Source organism: Halomonas sp. MCCC 1A13316 (genome assembly GCF_014931605.1).
GTDB lineage: Bacteria > Pseudomonadota > Gammaproteobacteria > Pseudomonadales > Halomonadaceae > Halomonas.
Genome location: NZ_CP053382.1, coordinates 3,698,028 through 3,715,237 on the forward strand (window position 1 = coordinate 3,698,028; position 17,210 = coordinate 3,715,237).

A 17,210-nucleotide genomic window follows, 5' to 3' on the forward strand; every position below is an offset into this window, starting at 1 on the left:
CCGGGACCGCTTGCATCACGCTTCGGGCGGCAGCGCCTCGATGGTACGCAGCGCCTCAGCGACGATACCCTGACGCTTGTGCAGATCGGCCATGCGGTTGGGCGTTTCCATGTTGAGGGCGAAGAACACCGGGCCGCTGGGGCGCTCGACCCAGCCCACCCACCAACCGAGCTTGCCGCTCCAGCCGGTCTTGCCGCGCAGGATCCAGTCGCGGCCGGCGCCGACGATCATCAGATCCTTGACCAATCGCTGGTCGGCCTCGTCGAATGGCAGTTCGTTGCGATAGAGCCGCTCGAGGAACTCGATCTGCTCCTCAGCGGAGATCTCCAGCATGCCCTCCTCCAGCCAGAAGTTCTCGACGTCGTCGCCAATCTCGGCATTGCCGTAGTCGATCGCCTCCAGGTAGCGCTGCTCTCTCTCTTCGCCGAGTTCGCGGGCGAAGCGTTGATAAAGCCATACGACAGAGAGGCGCATGCCCGAGCGCAGGTCATGATCGGCGTTCCACTGCGGAAAGTCTCGCTCGACGCCATCCCAGGGAAAGACCTGAAACTCGTCCTCCACCACATCGGCGTCGAGGACGAACAGACTATGTGGGATCTTGAAAGTGGACGCAGGCAAGAAGCGCTGCCGGGCACGTTCCTCGTCGTGCACCAGGATGTCCTCGCCACCTTCACGCTTGTCGACCACCAACAGGGTGCCACTGGCCTCGTTGGCAGAAAAAATCTCGCTCCAATCGGCGCGCTCCTGCCAGGCGTCGGCCACGGCCGCGAGGGGAGTCAGGGCCAGCATCATGGCACCCCCCATCAAGATTCTTTGCGTCAGCCTCATGTATTTCGGGGTCATGGTTCCATCCGTTCGTCTTGAGTTGTCGTGATTGGTTAAGCGACGCGTCGGATGGCAGATTAGCGGTACGCTACCGGGGCTCACAAACCATGTTATCTTGCCTGAGCCATAAACTGAGTTAGGGCTTATGACCAGACCCTACCTGCCGCTCAACGCCCTGCGTGCGTTCGAGGCCTCGGCCCGCCACCTGAGCTTCACCCGCGCCGCCGACGAACTGAACGTGACCCAGGCGGCAGTGAGCCATCAGGTCAAGCTGCTGGAGGAACGCCTCGACGTGGCGCTGTTCAAGCGCCTGCCTCGCGGGCTGATGATTACCAGCGAGGGAGAGGCGCTGCTGCCGGTGATGCGCGATGCGTTCGATCGCATGGCAAACATGCTGGAGCGGCTCGAGGGCGGCAAGCTACGTGAGATTCTCAACGTGGGTACGGTGGGCACCTTCGCCGTGGGCTGGCTGTTACCACGCCTGGCGCGTTTCCAGGCCGAGCATCCACTGATCGAGGTTCGTTTATCGACTCACAACAACCGGGTCGATCAGGCCACCGAAGGCCTGGACTATACGATTCGCTTCGGCGATGGCGCCTGGCATGGCCTCGAAGCGACCCGACTGTTCCAGGCTCCCCTGTCGGCGCTGTGCGCGCCGCACATCGCCAACCGACTGCGCACCCCGGCAGACCTGGTGCATCACACGCTGTTGCGTTCCTATCGTGAGAACGAGTGGACGAAATGGTTCACCGCGGCCGGTATAGCGCATCCGCCTGCACGAACTCACGCCATCGTATTCGACTCTTCGCTGGCGATGATGGAAGCCGCGGTGCAGGGCGCGGGCGTGGCCCTCGCCCCGCCGCGGATGTTTGCCCGTCAGTTGGGCTGCGGCGAGGTCATGCAGCCCTTTCCTATCCATGCCGCGCTGGGCAGCTACTGGCTCACGCGGCTCAAGTCGCGCACTCCGAGCGCCACCATGGAGGCCTTCCAGGCGTGGCTGCTCGATGAGATCTTCCAGGCTTACGGCGACGAGGCATAGCCGCTGCCAACGCGGGTGTCCAGGCGACCCAAGCGCCTTGTGTGCTAGCCTGTGCTGCCCTGCGCCCATTCAGCACGCACGAGGCCGATATGCTGCGACTCTCCAACAACGTGGAAGTGCCCGACCACGAGATCGAGATCAGCCAGATCCGCGCCCAGGGGGCGGGCGGCCAGAACGTCAACAAAGTGGCAAGCGCCGTGCACCTGCGCTTCGACATTCCCAACTCGAGCCTGCCGCCCTTCTACAAGGAGCGACTGCTGGCACTTTCCGACCAGCGCATCACCAAGGAGGGCGTCGTGGTGCTCAAGGCGCAGGGCTACCGCACCTACGAGCAGAACCGCGAGGATGCCCTGACGCGGCTCAGATCGCTGATTCAGGAGGCGGTAAAGACGCGCAAGGCGCGCAAGCCTACCAAACCGACCCGCGCCGCGAAGCGCAGACGCATGGATAGCAAGACGAAGAAGGGGCAGACCAAGGCGTTGCGCGGCAAGCCCAAGATTTAACTCGTGGACGGCTGCTAGGCTTAACGCAACGCTGCGCACTCAACGCCAAGGAGCCGCCATGCCATCGAGAACGTCGTCGCGCCCGCTGAGCCCGATGCTGGAGCGCCTGCACCTGGCCTGGGATCTGCTGATCATCGTGCTGGTGGTGGCCAACCTGGCACTGCTGCTGTTCGACAGCTTGTTTCTACTGCCGCCATTGAACGATGCCTTCGCCGCCGTCGCACCGTCCCTGCACAGCGCCTACGATCGCCACGTGCATGCCAACTTCATCGAGATCGACCTCGTCTTCGTCGCTGTCTTCGTTCTCGACGTGCTGCTGGGCTGGGCCGCAGCCATCGCCGAGCGCCGCTATCACCGCTGGTTCTTCTACCCTTTCGTGCACTGGTACGACGTACTGGGCTGCATCCCGCTGAGTGGTTTTCGCCTGCTGCGTGTGCTGCGTATCTTCTCGCTGCTGTTCCGACTGCAGCGGCTGGGGCTGATCGACGTTCGCCGCTGGCAGCTCTATGCCTTCTATGCCAAATACTACGACGTCTTCTTCGAGGAGCTTTCCGATCGGGTGGCACTACGCCTGCTGAGCAACATGCAGGAACAGATCCGCTCCGGTGATTCGCTGTCGACTCGGGTCATCGACCGGGTGGTGATGCCGCGCAAGCAGCAGCTGATCCAGGAGATCACCTCCCGCCTGGAGGAGATGACCGGCAATGCCTATGCGCACAACCGCGACGATACGATGCGCTACGTCAGCGCACTGGTGGGGCGCACCGTGGCCGAGAGCCAGGAGATAAAACGCCTGCGCAGGCTACCGATGGGCGAGCTCGTCGCCCGCGGTATGGAAACGAGCCTCGCCGATCTGGCCTGCCGCCTGGTACACGAGGCGATGGAAGGGCTGCGCTCGCCAGAGTTCAAGACGCTGCTGGAGCGCCTCACCGAGAGCGGCTTCGATAGTTGGGTGCAGGTCGACAAGCGTACCGAACGGGTGACCGAACAGGTGCTTGTCGACATGCTCGAGCTGACCAAGGAGCAGATCGCCGTGAAGCAGTGGCGAAACCGCTACGACTGAACCGCAAGCGCAATGGTTACGGATGCCTCGCGCTGAGGATATGGTGCACCCCCCCACAGTCGACCATCGGGTCCTCGCAGTTGACGACGATATCCGAGCGGGAGATCACGTAGCTCTTGCCGGTGATGGTGTTCTCCACCACCTGGTGTCCACTGCCGGCTTCGCGAGCCTCGATGAACTCACCAATGAAACCGGTCTCGCGCAGCGAGATGGTTTCCAGCTTGTCGCCCGGCTTGATGGCGCCTTCGTAGTGCATCAGCGCCAGTCGCGCCGAGGTGCCGGTCCCGGTGGTGCTGCGACAGATGACGCCCGGATGGACGTAGGTCGCCGAACGCGAACGGTAGAAGTCGTCGGCCACTTGCTCCACCGGCCCCATGAAATGCAGGAACGGCAGCGGCCCCACGTCGCCCAAGGTGTAGTGCGAGAAGCCACTGTGGGCCTGGATCGCCTCGACGATGCGAAACGCGCACTCGGATAGTGCCCGTTCCTCCTCGCGCTTGAGTGAAAAGCCCAGCTCGGCGGCGTCCACCAAGGCATAGAAGCCGCCGCTGTAGGCGATGCTGTAGGTTACGTCACCCACGGCGGGTACATGGATGCGCGCCCGGTGAGTGTCGATGTAGCTCGGCAGGCCACCGCAGGTGATGGCTTCCACCACCCCGTTCTCCACCCTGGCCTCGATCTGCACCAGCCCGGCGGGCGATTCGAGGGTGAAATGCTGTATGCCTTCCCGCTTGGGGATCAGCCCGGTCTCGAGCAGCGCCGTCGCGGTACAGATGGTGTTGGAGCCGGAATAGATCGGATAGCCCATCACTTCCATGATGATATAGCCCATTTGCGCCTTGGGATCACAAGCCGGCACGATCAGATCCACCGACATTTCCGGGATACCGTAGGGCTCGCCCAGCAGCAGCCGGCGCAGACCGTCAGCGTCGTTCTCCAGGTATTCCATCTGTTCCCGCACGGTACCGCCGGGTAGCGGATCGATGCCGCCGATCACGATACGGCTGACGTCGCCGCCGGCGTGGGTGTCGAGCAGTTGCAGGGTGAGTTCGTGGCTCATGCGTTACCCTCGAGCGCGAAGGGCGCCCCGTGCTCGTCCCACTGCGAATCGGGCACGATGACGATCTTGCCCAGGTAGTTGCTGCCGCGATTGACGAAATAGCGCTCCGCCTGGTGCAGTTCGGAAAGCTTGAAGGCGGCGTGCAGCACCGGCTTCAGATGGCCATCGCGAATCCACTCCACCAGTTGCTCGGCCTCCTCGCGGGTGCCGTGGGAGACGCCGAAGATCTGCACCTGGTAGAGGTAGACACGGGTCCACATGATCTCGCTCAGGTTGCCACCGCTGGCACCGGCGATGGAGAGCCGCGGATAGGTGGTGCGGGCCTTCATGTTCTGGATCATGGTGTCGATGAACAGATCGGTCATCTCACCGCCGACCAGGTCCATCACGGCATCGATGGGAGCGCCGCCGGTGGCCTCGAGCACGCGCTCGACGAAGGTAGGCAGGTCACCGCGATCTATCACCGCCTCGGCGCCCAGCGCGAGCAGCGAGTCCGCCTTGTCGGGCTGGCTCACCGCATAGGGAATCGCGCCGACGATGCGGCACATCTGGATCAGCGCGGCACCCACACCGCCGCTGGCGCCGCTGACCAGCACCCGTTCGCCCGCTGCCACCTTGGCCGAGGTCATCATGTGATAGCCGGTCTGGTAGGAGCACATGCCCATCGCCGCCAGCTCGGCGTCGGCGAGCTCCGGATTGGGCACGTGATGGAACTGATCCGACGGCACGGCGATGTACTCGGCATAGCCCCCATCGGCACCATGGCCGTAATAGTCGGGTGTCAGGTTGATGTCGCGACGCTCGTCCGCGTAGAGGTTGAAGTCGAGCAGGCCGCGCTCGCCGATGCGCGCAGCGCTCACGCCCTCGCCCACTGCCACCACGCGCCCGGCCACGTCGGCGCCCTGTATTCTGGGGAAAGTCAGGGTCGGCTCGCCGCCCATGGCGAACGAGGTCACCTCACCTTTGTCCTTGGTCGGGTAAAGCCCTTCGCGGGCCTTGCGGTCGGTGTTGTTCTTGGCCGTGGCAGTAACCTGCACCAGCACCTCGCCCGGCCCCGGGCGCGGAGTGGCGACGTCATCGCGATAGACGAGCTTGTCGATGTCGCCGTGGCCGGTCAGGACCATGGCGTCCATGGTGGCCGGGATGGTCGGCACGTTCTCTATAGGCACGGTGGTCCTCCTGGCTGAGCCTCGATGGCGGTCGCATTTCACGCCCGAATCATGAGTTCCTCTCGCCTTCAATCGCCCCGAAGTTTCCAGGCAACGACATGCCGAAAAGCCAGCGCTGTTTGCGCCGACAAGGCGTCGCGGTGGAACGAGGAAGACGAATGAGGTGGGAGCAGCCTGACCGGCGTGTCGATATGAGGCAGATTGAATCATGCCCTGCCCCGGGCTGCATACCGTTGAGCCAGTGGATTTTTTTCTGTTTTAGCGAGCTTCGAGTGGGTGTTCTTTCTTCCGCGTGAACTTCCTGCCCCGTCAACGAGACGAACCGACATCACTTGGGCTAAGGCACAACAAATGCTTGCTCGCTATCCTTACACACAGGATTGGACTGAGGTGAAGGAAAACACCATGAACTATTGGCTTATCGTCAATGACACCGCCGGCGATGGACGCCGTGGGGAGCACCATTGGCGGGAGCATCTGGAGGCAGCCGGCCTCAAGCACCTGCGGGTGGGCCAACTCAAGGATACCGACTGGGAGCGGGAGGTCGAGCCCGGCGACCGGGTGTTGGTGGCCGGCGGCGACGGCTCGGTGGGCCGGGTCGCCACGGTCTGTATCGAGCGGAAGGCTACCATGGCCGTGCTGCCCTCCGGTACGGCAAACGATTTCGCACGCAACCTGGTTCTGCCCGAGGATCCGGCCGAGCTGTGCCGCCTGGCGGTATCCGACCATACGGCCAGCGTGGATGTCGCCTGGATCAACGACCGGTTGTATCTCAATGTCGCCCATATCGGGCTCGGCACCATGCCCGCTCGCGAGGCCACGCATGAGCGCAAGCAGCGCCTGGGGCGCTTCAGCTACCTGATCACCTTGGCCCAGCGGGCAAGATTGCAGCGTGGCTTTTCCGGACGGATCGAATGCGACAATGGGGTGGTCGAAGGACGCTGGCTGACCATTGCCATCGCCTCGGGCGCCTATTTCGGCGGCGGTCACAGCATTGCCGAGGCCCGCATCGACGATGGGCGGCTGGACGTGATAGCGGTGCGACACCGCTCATGGTTCAGGGTGGTAATGGCGTTTCTCGCGACTCGCCTGATGGGACATACGCCGCATCACGATGACACTCTGGAGCACCTGCAGTCGTCCCAGTGCCATATACAGCTGCAGCAGGCCCGAACCCTGACCGCCGATGGCGAGACGCTCGGACGCATGAGCAACGTCTCGGCATTTACCCGACGCGGCGTGCTCCGTGTCGCCTGCCATCCCCTTGTTGCGTCCCAACTGGCCACGCTACACCCGGCGGAAGACAGGCCTCCCGGATTCGATGCACCCATGGTGCGTCCCAACCCGCTCCAGGGACGTGATGAAGCCGGCCGCTAGGCACCGTGGCCAAGGGCATTGCTTACGAACATGAAACCTTTCGAACCTGGAAGGGCATCGCCTCGACGATGCCCCGGTATGCTCACACTGAAACGTGCCGGCGCGATCTGCCGGCATCAGTGCTTGCTCAATGGTAATGCTTACTGCAGTTGGCGATCTCACGCGCCATTTCGTCGTCCTCGCAACGATCGGCAATGTCGCTCAAGGTCACCACACCGACGAGGCTCTTGTCGCTCTGGTTGATGAGTACCACCAGACGCTGCACTTTCTGTTCCTGCATGTTGCGCAATACGTCCTTCACGTCCTGATCCTCGAAGGCGTAAAGCACCTCGGAAGTGGCGATGGAACTCGCCTTGTCGTCCGGGTTCTTGCCTTCGGCGAGAGCGCGAACCGTTAGATCGCGATCCGTGACGGTGCCCATGATCCGGTCACCTTGAACCAGCGGTTCGAAGCCTGAATCATCCTTGCGCATACGCTCGGCAACTTGGCGAATAGTCGCGTCGGCCGGACAATAATCGGGACGCTTGGTCATCACTTCACGTACCTGCATGATTGCACCTCCTTATTTTAAATGTTGCGCGGCGAAGGCCGCACTGCTTCCTGCTGAATGCCTTGCCTCTTGCTACTTAAAAAATAGTTCGCTCGAGTGCACGCATCAAAACGAACTCTGTCTTGGTTTAATTGCCGTCGGTTAAATGAGGTTTCCCGGCCATTGACTACCCTCTCGCGGCTGCTAGCTTGACTAGCGAAGCCCGGCCACAACGACCGAAGACAACAATGGGGGCCGCCATGACAATAACGGATTCTCGCGCCTGGCACTTGCTGGGCGCCCTGCCGCTGACGCTGCTTCTCTCCACGACGCCAGGTCAGGCACAGACGACCGACGAGCCGCCGCGTCTGGAAAGTGCGGAGTGCCCGACCGAGGCCCTCCGAGAGCTGGGCGCGACTTGCCATACCTTTCACGCACCCGAGAATTGGGAAGCACCCGACGGCAAGACTATCTCCCTGCCCGTGGCGGTGATCGAGCCGGAGAGCGGCGAACAGGACGAGGACACACTTCCGGTATTCTTCTTTCCCGGAGGCCCGGGCTACTCTTCGCTGGGAGAACTCGAGTACATGGAACAGCTGCTCGAAGACGTCGGCAACCGCACCCTGGTGACCATGGATCACCGCGGCTTCATCCATGCCGACCCGGCACTCGAGTGTCCTGGTTACGCCGAGGTATCGCCTTACCACAACATCATCCATACCCCGGCCATTACCGCCTCGCTGGAGCCGATGCACCGGCTGGGAATCATTACCTCGGCGGTGGAAGCGTGCTATCGCAAGCTGACCGAGGAGGGACACGATGTCAGCCAGTACAATAGCCATACCGTCTCGCGTGACGTGGACGAGCTCCGCCAGCTGCTCGGTCACGAGCGGATCGACGGCTTTGGCTCGTCCACAGGCAGCGGTACTCTTGCTTCCTTCATTCAGTACCATCCCGAGAGCATCCGCGCCGCCATCTTCGGCTGGCCGTGGTTCAACCACCTGCGCAACCGCCCGCCGGTGGACGAGCTCTATACCGCCAAGCAGACATTCACCGATACCCTGGCCCTGTGCGCCGCTGAAGACGAGGCATGCCGGGAGATGCTACCCAACTGGATGCAGGCCTTCGACCGCGCCCGCCGCATGCTGGATGCCCGCCCCTATGTCGCCCATGTCGCCACACCCTACGGCCGCACCGAGACGCTCTATTTCGATGGTGCAGCCTTGTTCGACACGCTGTACCTGACGCTGGCCTCCGATTATGCCGAACTGCCGAGCCTTCTCGCCGAAGTCGGGGCCGGCGACTACTCCCGGCTCGAGGCATTCTTCCGTACCGATGACTACGATCCCGAGCCCGAGGCACCGAACTATGCACTCGGCTATTTCCTCGCCCATGTCTGCAGCGATATGGGCACGAACCGCCCGAGCCGGGATGACTCCATTTCCGCCGTGGAGCGCGAACCCGCGGTGCTCGGCTTCGAGCCACCCTGGCTGTGCGCATGGTGGGGCGAGGATGGGGACGTGCCGGCCGAACATAACGACCCGCCAGTGAGTGAGACGCCGGCACTGGCGATTCACGGCGAGATGGACCCATGCTGCGGAACGCGCTGGAGCCGTCATCTCCAGCGCACCATGCCCAACCTGCAATACGTGGAACTGCAGGCACTCGGCCACAGTCCGGTCAACGAATGCCGTTCGACCCTGATCCAGGCCTTTCTCGACGATCCGCACAGCCCGGTCGACGCCAGCTGTCGCGATGAAACCGCCCGGGAGCCTTGGGTGATCGAGACATCTGCAGAGTAACAGGGCGTGGCTACATGGTGCTTGCCGCTGCTTCCCGCTTCGATCTTGCAAGCGCAGGCACATCGAAATAAGGCCGAGGCGCCATCCTCAGTCACTTGGCGATGGCACCTCGTGCCAAACTGACGCATTCAGACGGTTCGATGGGATACGGGTTTGTTGCTACGTTGGGAAGGCATGGCAACACTAAAGGAAAAGTATGAGGAAGGTTCTCACCCGTCACGTCCTCACTCCCGCCAAGCCCTTGGTCTTTAAATTCTCGCTCCTGGCACTCATCGCCGGCCTGGCATTCAGCGCGTCGAGTGCCCTGCTGGCGCAATCCGGCCAGGTCGGATTACCTCGTTTCCCCTCGATCAGCCCCGATGGTTCAGAACTTATCTTCAGTTGGCGTGGCGACCTGTGGCGTGCATCGAGCGACGGCGGCGAGGCGGTGCGCCTGACCCGTCACAACCTCGACGACCTGCACTCCAGTTGGAGCCCGGACGGCGAGTGGATCGTGTTCGCCTCGATGCGCGACGGCTACCTCAACCTGTGGCGCATGCGCCGAGACGGCAGCGAACTCTCCCAGTTGACCCATGGCGACCAGCACCTGCGCAGCCCTTCCTATGCCAGTGACCAGAACGGCGAGCCTGTAATCACCTTCTCGGGCATGCTCGAGGCCGACGTCTACCGCGACCAGCGCCCTTACCGGATCGACCCGGAGGGTGGCGACTATTCCCGGCTGCACGATGCCTTCGGCTCCGAGCCTCAGTTCTCGCCGAGTGGCCAACAGGTCGTCTTCACCCGCGGCGGGGCCTACCACGACTGGAACCGTCGACATTACCGCGGCCCGGATGCCATGAACATCTGGCTGCACGAGGTCGGCACCGAGCGTTTCGAGCCGTTGACCGAGCGCAACGGCGATGACGGCATGGCCCGTTGGGTCGATGAGGACACCTTGCTGTTCATGTCCGACCGCGAAGACCAGACGGTCAATCTTTACCGCATGGAACTCGATGCCGAGCGTACAATCGAGCGGCTCACTGAGCTAGATCAGCGCGATCTGCAATATTTCGATGTTTCCCGCGACGGTAGCACTGCCGTACTGCAGGTGTGGGACACGCTGCTCACTCTCGACCTGGAGACGCCGAACGCCGAACCCGAGCCCATCACTCTTCGCGCGCCCGACGATGGTCGCGACAGACATGCCCTGCGGCGTGTCGATCGAGACGTCAGCGAGGCGGCCTTGAGCCCGGATGGACAGACCATGGCCTATATCGCCTATGGCCGCGTGTACGTGCGTCATGTCGATGAGCAGAGCCCGACCCGGCTGGTCACGTCAGGCACCCATGCCCGGCACCACAGCCTGGCCTGGTCGCCCGACGGCCTGCGGCTCTACTTCGTCAACGACGCCGACGGCAGTGAGTCGATCTACGAGGCACGGGTAGCACTGACTCGGGACGAGGTGCGTCGCAGCCATGAACGCCAGCGTGCGCGAAGCCGTGTCTCCGCCCGTCACTGGGATGGCAACACCACCGTCTCGCTGGCCTCGACGGGCCCCGATGTCGACCCCGAGCTCGACGTCCAAGAGAACACCGAGGCGGACTACGACCCCGACCTGGCAGTACGCGGCGAGGAGCCGGAGGATCCCTTCGCCCCGCAGGATCCAGGTTTCATCCTGGACCCCGTTCTGATTCCGCAACCCGGCGATCCCAACGACGTTCCCTCCACTACCCAGGAACCCCAGGTGGAAATCGAGAGCATCCCCGAAGAGGACCTGGAGGAGGAGCCGCCCGAGGACTTTCCCACCAACCGTGACCCGACGCGCTGGCACGATGCCATTCAGTTCAATGTCAGCCCGGTGGTCGCCGGTGACGCTAACGATCGAGATGTGTCACCCTCACCGGATGGGCGCTTCCTGGCCTTCCGCCGTGGCCGTGGCGACCTGGTTATCCTCAATCTCGAGAGCGGAGAAGAGCGCACTCTGGTCGAAGGTTGGGACAGCTTCATGCGATGGCGCTGGTCCCCCGACAGCCGCTACATTGCCTATTCCCAGAACGACCTCGACTTCAGTGCCAATATCTTTGTGGTCCCGGCGAACGGCTCGGAAGAGCCGGTCAACATTACCCGGCATCCACGCAACGACCTCAATCCGCGCTGGTCGGCGGACGGCCGCAAGCTGACCTTCATCTCCAACCGCTCCGGAGAGAATTACGACCTGTACCGGGTTTACCTGGACCGCGAGATCGAGACCTATACGCCACGCGAACTCAGCACCTACTACCGTAATGCCCGTGAGGAAGCGCGAGATCGCTCTCCGCTGCCGGTCGACGGCGATGCTGAAGCAGCGACACAGGATGCTGCGGAGCTCGACTTGGAGAACGCCTGGCGCCGCATTGAGCGCATCACCGCCTCCCCGACCCACCAGACAGCCAACGAGATGACCCCGGGGGGCGACCGCTACGTCTTCAATGACGGCAGCGCAGGGCTAGTGGCGACAAACTGGGACGGCAGCAACCGAACCCGCATCGGCCCCAGGGCCAACGTGCAGCAGCTCAACATTACCGGCGAGCAAGTGGTCTACATCGTGAATGGCCGGGTTGGCGTGGCCAATCTCTCCGGCAACGGCTCCCCCCGCTATCTGGACATCTCCGACCGGCTGCGCATTGACCTGCGCCAGCAGGCGCTGCAGAAGTTCTACGAGGCGGCCCGCGTCATCGGCGAGAACTTCTACCGCACTGATCTGAAGGGGCTGGACTGGCCTGCCGTAGTCGCGGATTACGCCTCGTTGATTCGCCGTGCTCGTACTTCCAGCGAGTTCAGTGACATCGCCAACCGACTGATGGGTGAACTGGCGGCGTCGCATATGGGCGTGTCCAACCCCGGCCCGGTGTCGGCGCTGCGTGAACCCTCGGGAAGGCTGGGTATCGAGTACGAAAGCATCGTCTCGAAGCAAGACGGCCGCCTCGGCTTTCGCGTCACCGAGGTGATACCGGAGGGACCGGCGAGCCGCGGCCCCATGCCTCTGGCGGCGGGTGACATCATTACCGAGATCGGCTTGCAGCCCTTCGAGGAGCACGAGACCCTGCTACAGCGATTGAGCGGCCAGGTGGACCAGGAGGTGATCGTCACTATCGATCGTCCGGGCGAGGATGGTTATACCGAATACCGCACCATGCTACGTACGGTGGGTCTTTCCGAGCTCGCCCGCCTGAAATACGACGCCTTCCGCGAGGAGAGCCGGCGCCGCGTCGACGAACTTTCCAACGGTCGGCTCGGCTATCTGCATATCCAAGCCATGAACCAGACCTCGCTGGAGGGTTTCCAGGGCGATCTCTACGCCGCAGCAGAAGGCAAGGATGGCTTGATCATCGACGTGCGCAACAATGGCGGTGGCAATACGACAGATCGCATCCTGACCTCTATCATGGCGGGAGAACACGCCTACACGATTCCCGCGGGCGCCGATCGCAACGAGACCGGCCACTATCCCCAGGACCGCCTGGATGCGCCGCGCTATACGCTGCCGATCAACATGCTGGCCAACGAGAAGAGTTATTCCAACGCCGAGATCCTGGCACATGCCTTCACCACGCTCGATCGCGGCAGGCTGATCGGTCAGCAGACGTACGGCGGGGTAATCTCCACTCTCAGCCATACGCTGATCGACGGGGCCACAGTACGCCTGCCCTTTCGCGGTTGGTACCTGCCGGATGGCACCGACATGGAACACAACGGCGCCATACCGGACCTGTTGGTCGAGCAGACGCCGCAGGACGAGGTGGCCGGTCGCGACCGCCAGCTCGAGGCGGCGGTAGACGACCTGTTGAAGCGCATCGATGGGGAGGAGTAAGGCGCGTCCCGGTACTCCCGCCGGGATGTGTCAACCCTCAGAGTCGTTGCGATTGCCGAAAGCGTAGTCACGCTCGACCTTGGCAATGCGTACCTGAAAGGCGGCATACCAGTCATTGCGTCCGAGGCGCTGTGCTTCGCGGTGCTCCACGTTCTGCTTCCATTGCTGGATTGCCTCGAGGCTCTCCCAATAGGAAATCGTCACGCCCAACTCCTCGCGTGCCGATTCCAGCCCGAGAAAACCCGGTTGCTGAGCAGCCAGCTCGGCCATACGCTCGGCCATCAACCCATAACCGTTGTCTCCCACCGTGCGCAGCGAGGTGAAGATGACGGCGTAATAGGGCGGCTCCGGTGTCTTCGCGATACGGGTCATAAGACCTCACAAATTGTGTCTCGGGATTTTCCTGGCGATCCGGGTTCGTGATGTCTCTGCGCCGCCAATGGCAGCGGGTATTTCCCCAAGTGCCATTCTCGGAGAGTATAAGCGCGCGTGCATACTGCACGCTCCTTTCCTCTGCTTGCTGGAGATGGCATGCCGACGCTGACGCTCGATCACGGACGACGGGTCTCTCTGATCTATTTCTTCGCCTTCATCGCCATCGGTATGTGTGTCGGTCTGCTCGGCCCGACCCTGCCCTACCTCGCCGACATGACGGGATCGGGCATGGGCCAGATTGCCATTCTGTTCACTGCTCGCGCCATGGGCACCATGCTGGGCTCGGTGCTCTCCGGTGTGCTGATCGATCGCTTCGACGGACACCGGGTATTGACGGCGATGTTGCTGCTGCTGGCAGTCGGCCTCGCCGCGGTACCGTTCAGCCAGACGTTGATACTGCTCGCTGCCCTGATGTTGTTGCTCGGCCTGACCGAGGTGTCGGTCAATGCCGGTGCCAATACACTGCTGTTGTGGACCCATGGCACAGCGTCGCCGCCCTGGATCAGCGCGCTGCATTTTTGCTTCGGCCTCGGCAACATGCTGGTACCGCTGGTGCTGGTGACAGTGCTGCGCCTGGAGTTCTCCTTTGCCTGGGCATTCTGGCTCGTCGCCCTGTATGTCGTAGTCCTGCTGTTTCCGCTGCTGAGCCAGGCCAGCCCTCGGTCACCCGACATCACCATCGGCGACCGCGCCGCCCCACCGCCTCAGGATGGCTTGCGGCTGGCGATTTTCCTGCTGATGTTCGGCCTCTATGTCGGCATGGAGGTCACCTTCGCCGGCTGGATCACCGCCTATGGCATGCTCAGCGGCCTGGCACCCACGGAGGCCGCCCTTCTGGTAACGCTGTTTTGGCTGACGCTATCCGCCGGGCGCCTGTTGGCCATACCGCTGATTCGCCTGCTGTCACCTTGGAAAGTCCTGCGCGGCTGTCTTGCGCTGGGCCTGTTCAGCGCACTGGCGCTGCACGGCCAGTGGTTGCCGCTACCGCTCATTGCCCTGCTCTTCGGTCTCGCCGCGTCAGCGATCTTTCCCACCCTGTTCGGGTTGAGCAACCAGTTGATGCCCATCAGCGGGCGCACCACCGGCTGGATCTTCCTTTCCAGCGGGCTCGGCGGCATGGCACTGCCCTCCCTGACCGGCCCACTGCTGGAACGCGCCGGCACGGAAGCCTTTCCCGTGTTGCTTGTGACCCTGGTCGGCTTGTTGCTCCTAGGGCTCATCGCTCTTCGCGCCAGAGTGAAGCGCAGTTCCGGTCGATAACGCTTCAGTGCTGCTTCACCCGCCAGATTCGCCAGGCCAGCAGGCCGACGATCAATACTGCCAGCGGTCCCAGGACGGCCGCCGCGGTGTGGGGCGGGACTACGACGCCCAGTGCCTCCAAGCTATCCAGGCCCAACTTGAATAGGCTGAAGACATAGTAGCTGATGACGATGATCGAGAGTCCCTCCACCGCCTTCTGGATCTTGAGCTGACTGCTCGCCCGCTCGTCGAGGCTGTTGAGGATGCTTATGTTCTGCTCCTCGATTTCCACCTGGGCGCGGGTTCGCAACAGGTCGTTCAACCGAGCAGCGCTCTCGGCCAGGCTCTCCTGACGCTCATGAATGGCGGCACAGTAGTGCACCGTGGGGCGAAAGCGCCGCAGGATGAAGGTGCCCAGCCGGGGGCAGTGATCGACCCGCGCCTCCCGGAGCTCCTCGATACGGGAAAACACGATGCGAGCATAGGCTTCCGTAGCACTGAAGCGTTGGCGCGAGCGGGCACCGCTGCGTTCCAGTCGCGCAGAAAGCTGGGACAGTGCCGTCAACAGCGGCCGCGGACTGGCCTCTTCCTTCTCGGCGTTGCGATCGGAAAGCTCCCCCAGCTCGACCTCGTAGCCTTCCAGTTCCAGCGCCAGCTCCTTGGCCAGGGGCAGCGATAGCGAGGCCATCATGCGGTAAGTTTCGATCTCCAACAGACGGCGCACCATACGCCCGAGGCGGAAGGCATTGAGCCCCTCATTGAGCATCAGCAGACGATTGAAGCCCGCGCTGTCGAGGTGGAAATCGCTCCACACCGTGGCGTCGCCGCCGCCCACCTGCGAACCGGCCGGGTCGTTGAAGCCGTACGCTTCGGCACTGCCCCGCCAGGTATCGACGCTTTCCACCAAGACCAGAGTGGCATTCATCAGGGCAGCCTGCTGCGCCTCGACGACCTTCGTCAGCCATGCTGGCGGGGTGCTCCACGCCTCGCTTCCTTCGGCCTTTGGCACCATCAGGGTCAGGGTGGAGAACTCGGTATGACGCTCCCACTTCAACACCATGCCCTCGAAAGTAAGAATCTGCTGAGCCGCATCGGCATTGCAGGCGGCGCCGGTCGTTTCAGCCAGTTGTCCCAGCATGGCGGTGTGGGTTTGAACGTCAGCGAAGAAGGCGTAGTGGTAGAGGTGCGCTGGCTCGGAGAAATAGATCGAGGGGCGTGCGTGCAGTTCGTTGTGCAATCGTTCTCGTTGGGGATGCATGCCAAAGGCCTGAAGAATGGTCGGCCCTTGAGACTAAGGTCTAAACGCGGCGCCGCCAACCCCACCTTCGAAGGGAAAGTGCCGTCGTTTGGTCGCATCAGGGGCCGATGGAGGCGTTCCGCTCGAATTTTTCCTGCGCGGCCTGCTCTTCGACCAGGGACTCGAACGACACCGGCCCTTGCAGGAAGCGCCCCATCCAGGCCAGGGCACTGGGCAGGCTTGCTCGCCAAACGCGCCAGGTGTGACCGCCGCTGAGCACTTCCATCGTCACCAGGCCCGGTTGGTGTGGCGCCAGCGCCTCGCGCACGAGCCGAGCATGGTGTTCCGCATTGTAGGCATCGCGGTGGCCGGCACTCAGGTAGAGCGGTACGACGGTATCTCGCTCCATGTAGTCATCCAGATAAACGGTATAGTTGCGGCGCTGCCATAACGCCTCATCGAAGTCGCCCGTCGCGTTGAGAAAAGCGGGGTGCCGCCAGGCCGAAGAATTCCGGGGCGGCAGTGGATGATAGCTCGCCGGGCTGAGAGCCGCCGCGGCGGCGAACAGATCCGGACGTTCGAGCACAAAGTTGAGCGTGCCATACCCCCCCGCAGAGAGCCCGGCGATGGAGCGCCATTCACGTTGGGGCACGACCCGCCAGGTCTCCTCGACATAGGGCATCAGTTCCTCGAGAAAGGCCGAGCGCGCCGCCTCGTTATGGCCGTCGATCCACCAACTCTCGCTGCCGGGCATGACGATGACCATCGGCGGAATGATGCCATCGCGAATCATGCGGTCGGCGGTCCGTTCGATGCCACCGCGCTCGACCCAGTCCCGTTCGCTGCCAAACGAGCCGTGCAGCAGATATAGGATGGGGTAGGCCTGGTTCGTCTCGCGATATCCGTCGGGCACATAGAGCGTGTAGCGATATTCTCGGCCCAGGATCTCCGAAGCAAAACGATGGTAGGTGACCTCGCCGGCCTGGACAGTCGGTCCATACCACAACGCTGCCAACAGAGCGATTACGGTGCGTTTGAAAGCCATGTAACTGGCTCCCTCGATAGTGGAATCTTTCCGTCTCGTCATGGTCCGACATCTTATC

The 17,210-nt window shown here is 62.8% G+C and carries 14 protein-coding genes; 7 read left to right on the top strand and 7 right to left on the bottom strand.

What is annotated here, in order from left to right:
- Positions 1-15: 15 nt before the first annotated feature.
- Positions 16-804, bottom strand: a complete 789-nt coding sequence (gene blaOXA, locus HNO52_RS17105; RefSeq protein ID WP_197569281.1) for a class D beta-lactamase — start codon at positions 802-804, stop codon at positions 16-18.
- 166 nt (positions 805-970) lie between these two features.
- Between blaOXA and HNO52_RS17110 the strand changes: the two genes are divergently transcribed.
- The 3 genes from HNO52_RS17110 to HNO52_RS17120 all read left to right on the top strand — a co-directional run bounded on the left by HNO52_RS17110 (position 971) and on the right by HNO52_RS17120 (position 3,430).
- A complete protein-coding gene (locus HNO52_RS17110; RefSeq protein ID WP_197566434.1) occupies positions 971-1,864 on the top strand; it encodes a LysR family transcriptional regulator in 894 nt (297 codons plus the stop codon).
- Positions 1,865-1,953: 89 nt separating this feature from the next.
- Positions 1,954-2,367, top strand: a complete 414-nt coding sequence (gene arfB, locus HNO52_RS17115) for an alternative ribosome rescue aminoacyl-tRNA hydrolase ArfB (RefSeq protein ID WP_197566435.1) — start codon at positions 1,954-1,956, stop codon at positions 2,365-2,367.
- A gap of 58 nt (positions 2,368-2,425) precedes the next feature.
- A complete protein-coding gene (locus HNO52_RS17120; protein ID WP_197566436.1) occupies positions 2,426-3,430 on the top strand; it encodes an ion transporter in 1,005 nt (334 codons plus the stop codon).
- 16 nt (positions 3,431-3,446) lie between these two features.
- On the opposite strand, the gene HNO52_RS17125 is transcribed toward HNO52_RS17120, so the two are convergent.
- Together HNO52_RS17125 and HNO52_RS17130 are read right to left on the bottom strand one after the other, a co-directional pair.
- Complete coding sequence (locus HNO52_RS17125; protein ID WP_197566437.1) at positions 3,447-4,490, bottom strand: proline racemase family protein; 1,044 nt, start codon at positions 4,488-4,490, stop codon at positions 3,447-3,449.
- Positions 4,487-5,623, bottom strand: a complete 1,137-nt coding sequence (locus HNO52_RS17130; RefSeq protein WP_197569282.1) for an alcohol dehydrogenase catalytic domain-containing protein — start codon at positions 5,621-5,623, stop codon at positions 4,487-4,489. Before HNO52_RS17130 ends, HNO52_RS17125 begins: the two co-directional genes overlap by 4 nt.
- Before the next feature lie 441 nt (positions 5,624-6,064).
- On the opposite strand from HNO52_RS17130, the gene HNO52_RS17135 reads away from it, so the two are divergent.
- Positions 6,065-7,036: a diacylglycerol/lipid kinase family protein gene (locus HNO52_RS17135; protein WP_197566438.1), complete on the top strand. Its 972-nt coding sequence runs from the start codon at positions 6,065-6,067 to the stop codon at positions 7,034-7,036.
- Between the two features lie 127 nt (positions 7,037-7,163).
- Here HNO52_RS17135 and HNO52_RS17140 read toward each other — a convergent pair whose 3' ends face one another.
- The gene (locus tag HNO52_RS17140) at positions 7,164-7,586 is read right to left on the bottom strand and encodes a CBS domain-containing protein (RefSeq protein WP_197566439.1); all 423 of its coding nucleotides are present in this window, start codon (positions 7,584-7,586) and stop codon (positions 7,164-7,166) included.
- A 239-nt stretch (positions 7,587-7,825) separates the two neighbouring features.
- Here HNO52_RS17140 and HNO52_RS17145 point away from each other — a divergent pair, with 239 nt between their 5' ends.
- Together HNO52_RS17145 and HNO52_RS17150 are read left to right on the top strand one after the other, a co-directional pair.
- Complete coding sequence (locus HNO52_RS17145; RefSeq protein WP_197566440.1) at positions 7,826-9,367, top strand: alpha/beta fold hydrolase; 1,542 nt, start codon at positions 7,826-7,828, stop codon at positions 9,365-9,367.
- 196 nt (positions 9,368-9,563) lie between these two features.
- Complete coding sequence (locus tag HNO52_RS17150) at positions 9,564-13,196, top strand: S41 family peptidase (RefSeq protein WP_197566441.1); 3,633 nt, start codon at positions 9,564-9,566, stop codon at positions 13,194-13,196.
- Between the two features lie 30 nt (positions 13,197-13,226).
- Here HNO52_RS17150 and HNO52_RS17155 read toward each other — a convergent pair whose 3' ends face one another.
- Positions 13,227-13,568: an antibiotic biosynthesis monooxygenase family protein gene (locus tag HNO52_RS17155; protein WP_197566442.1), complete on the bottom strand. Its 342-nt coding sequence runs from the start codon at positions 13,566-13,568 to the stop codon at positions 13,227-13,229.
- A 159-nt stretch (positions 13,569-13,727) separates the two neighbouring features.
- Between HNO52_RS17155 and HNO52_RS17160 the strand changes: the two genes are divergently transcribed.
- The gene (locus HNO52_RS17160) at positions 13,728-14,891 is read left to right on the top strand and encodes an MFS transporter (protein ID WP_197566443.1); all 1,164 of its coding nucleotides are present in this window, start codon (positions 13,728-13,730) and stop codon (positions 14,889-14,891) included.
- A gap of 4 nt (positions 14,892-14,895) precedes the next feature.
- Here HNO52_RS17160 and HNO52_RS17165 read toward each other — a convergent pair whose 3' ends face one another.
- Positions 14,896-16,128, bottom strand: a complete 1,233-nt coding sequence (locus tag HNO52_RS17165; RefSeq protein ID WP_197566444.1) for a DUF3422 domain-containing protein — start codon at positions 16,126-16,128, stop codon at positions 14,896-14,898.
- Positions 16,129-16,225: 97 nt separating this feature from the next.
- On the bottom strand, positions 16,226-17,152 hold the full coding sequence (locus tag HNO52_RS17170; protein WP_197566445.1) for an alpha/beta hydrolase: 927 nt from the start codon (positions 17,150-17,152) through the stop codon (positions 16,226-16,228).
- Positions 17,153-17,210: the final 58 nt, after the last annotated feature.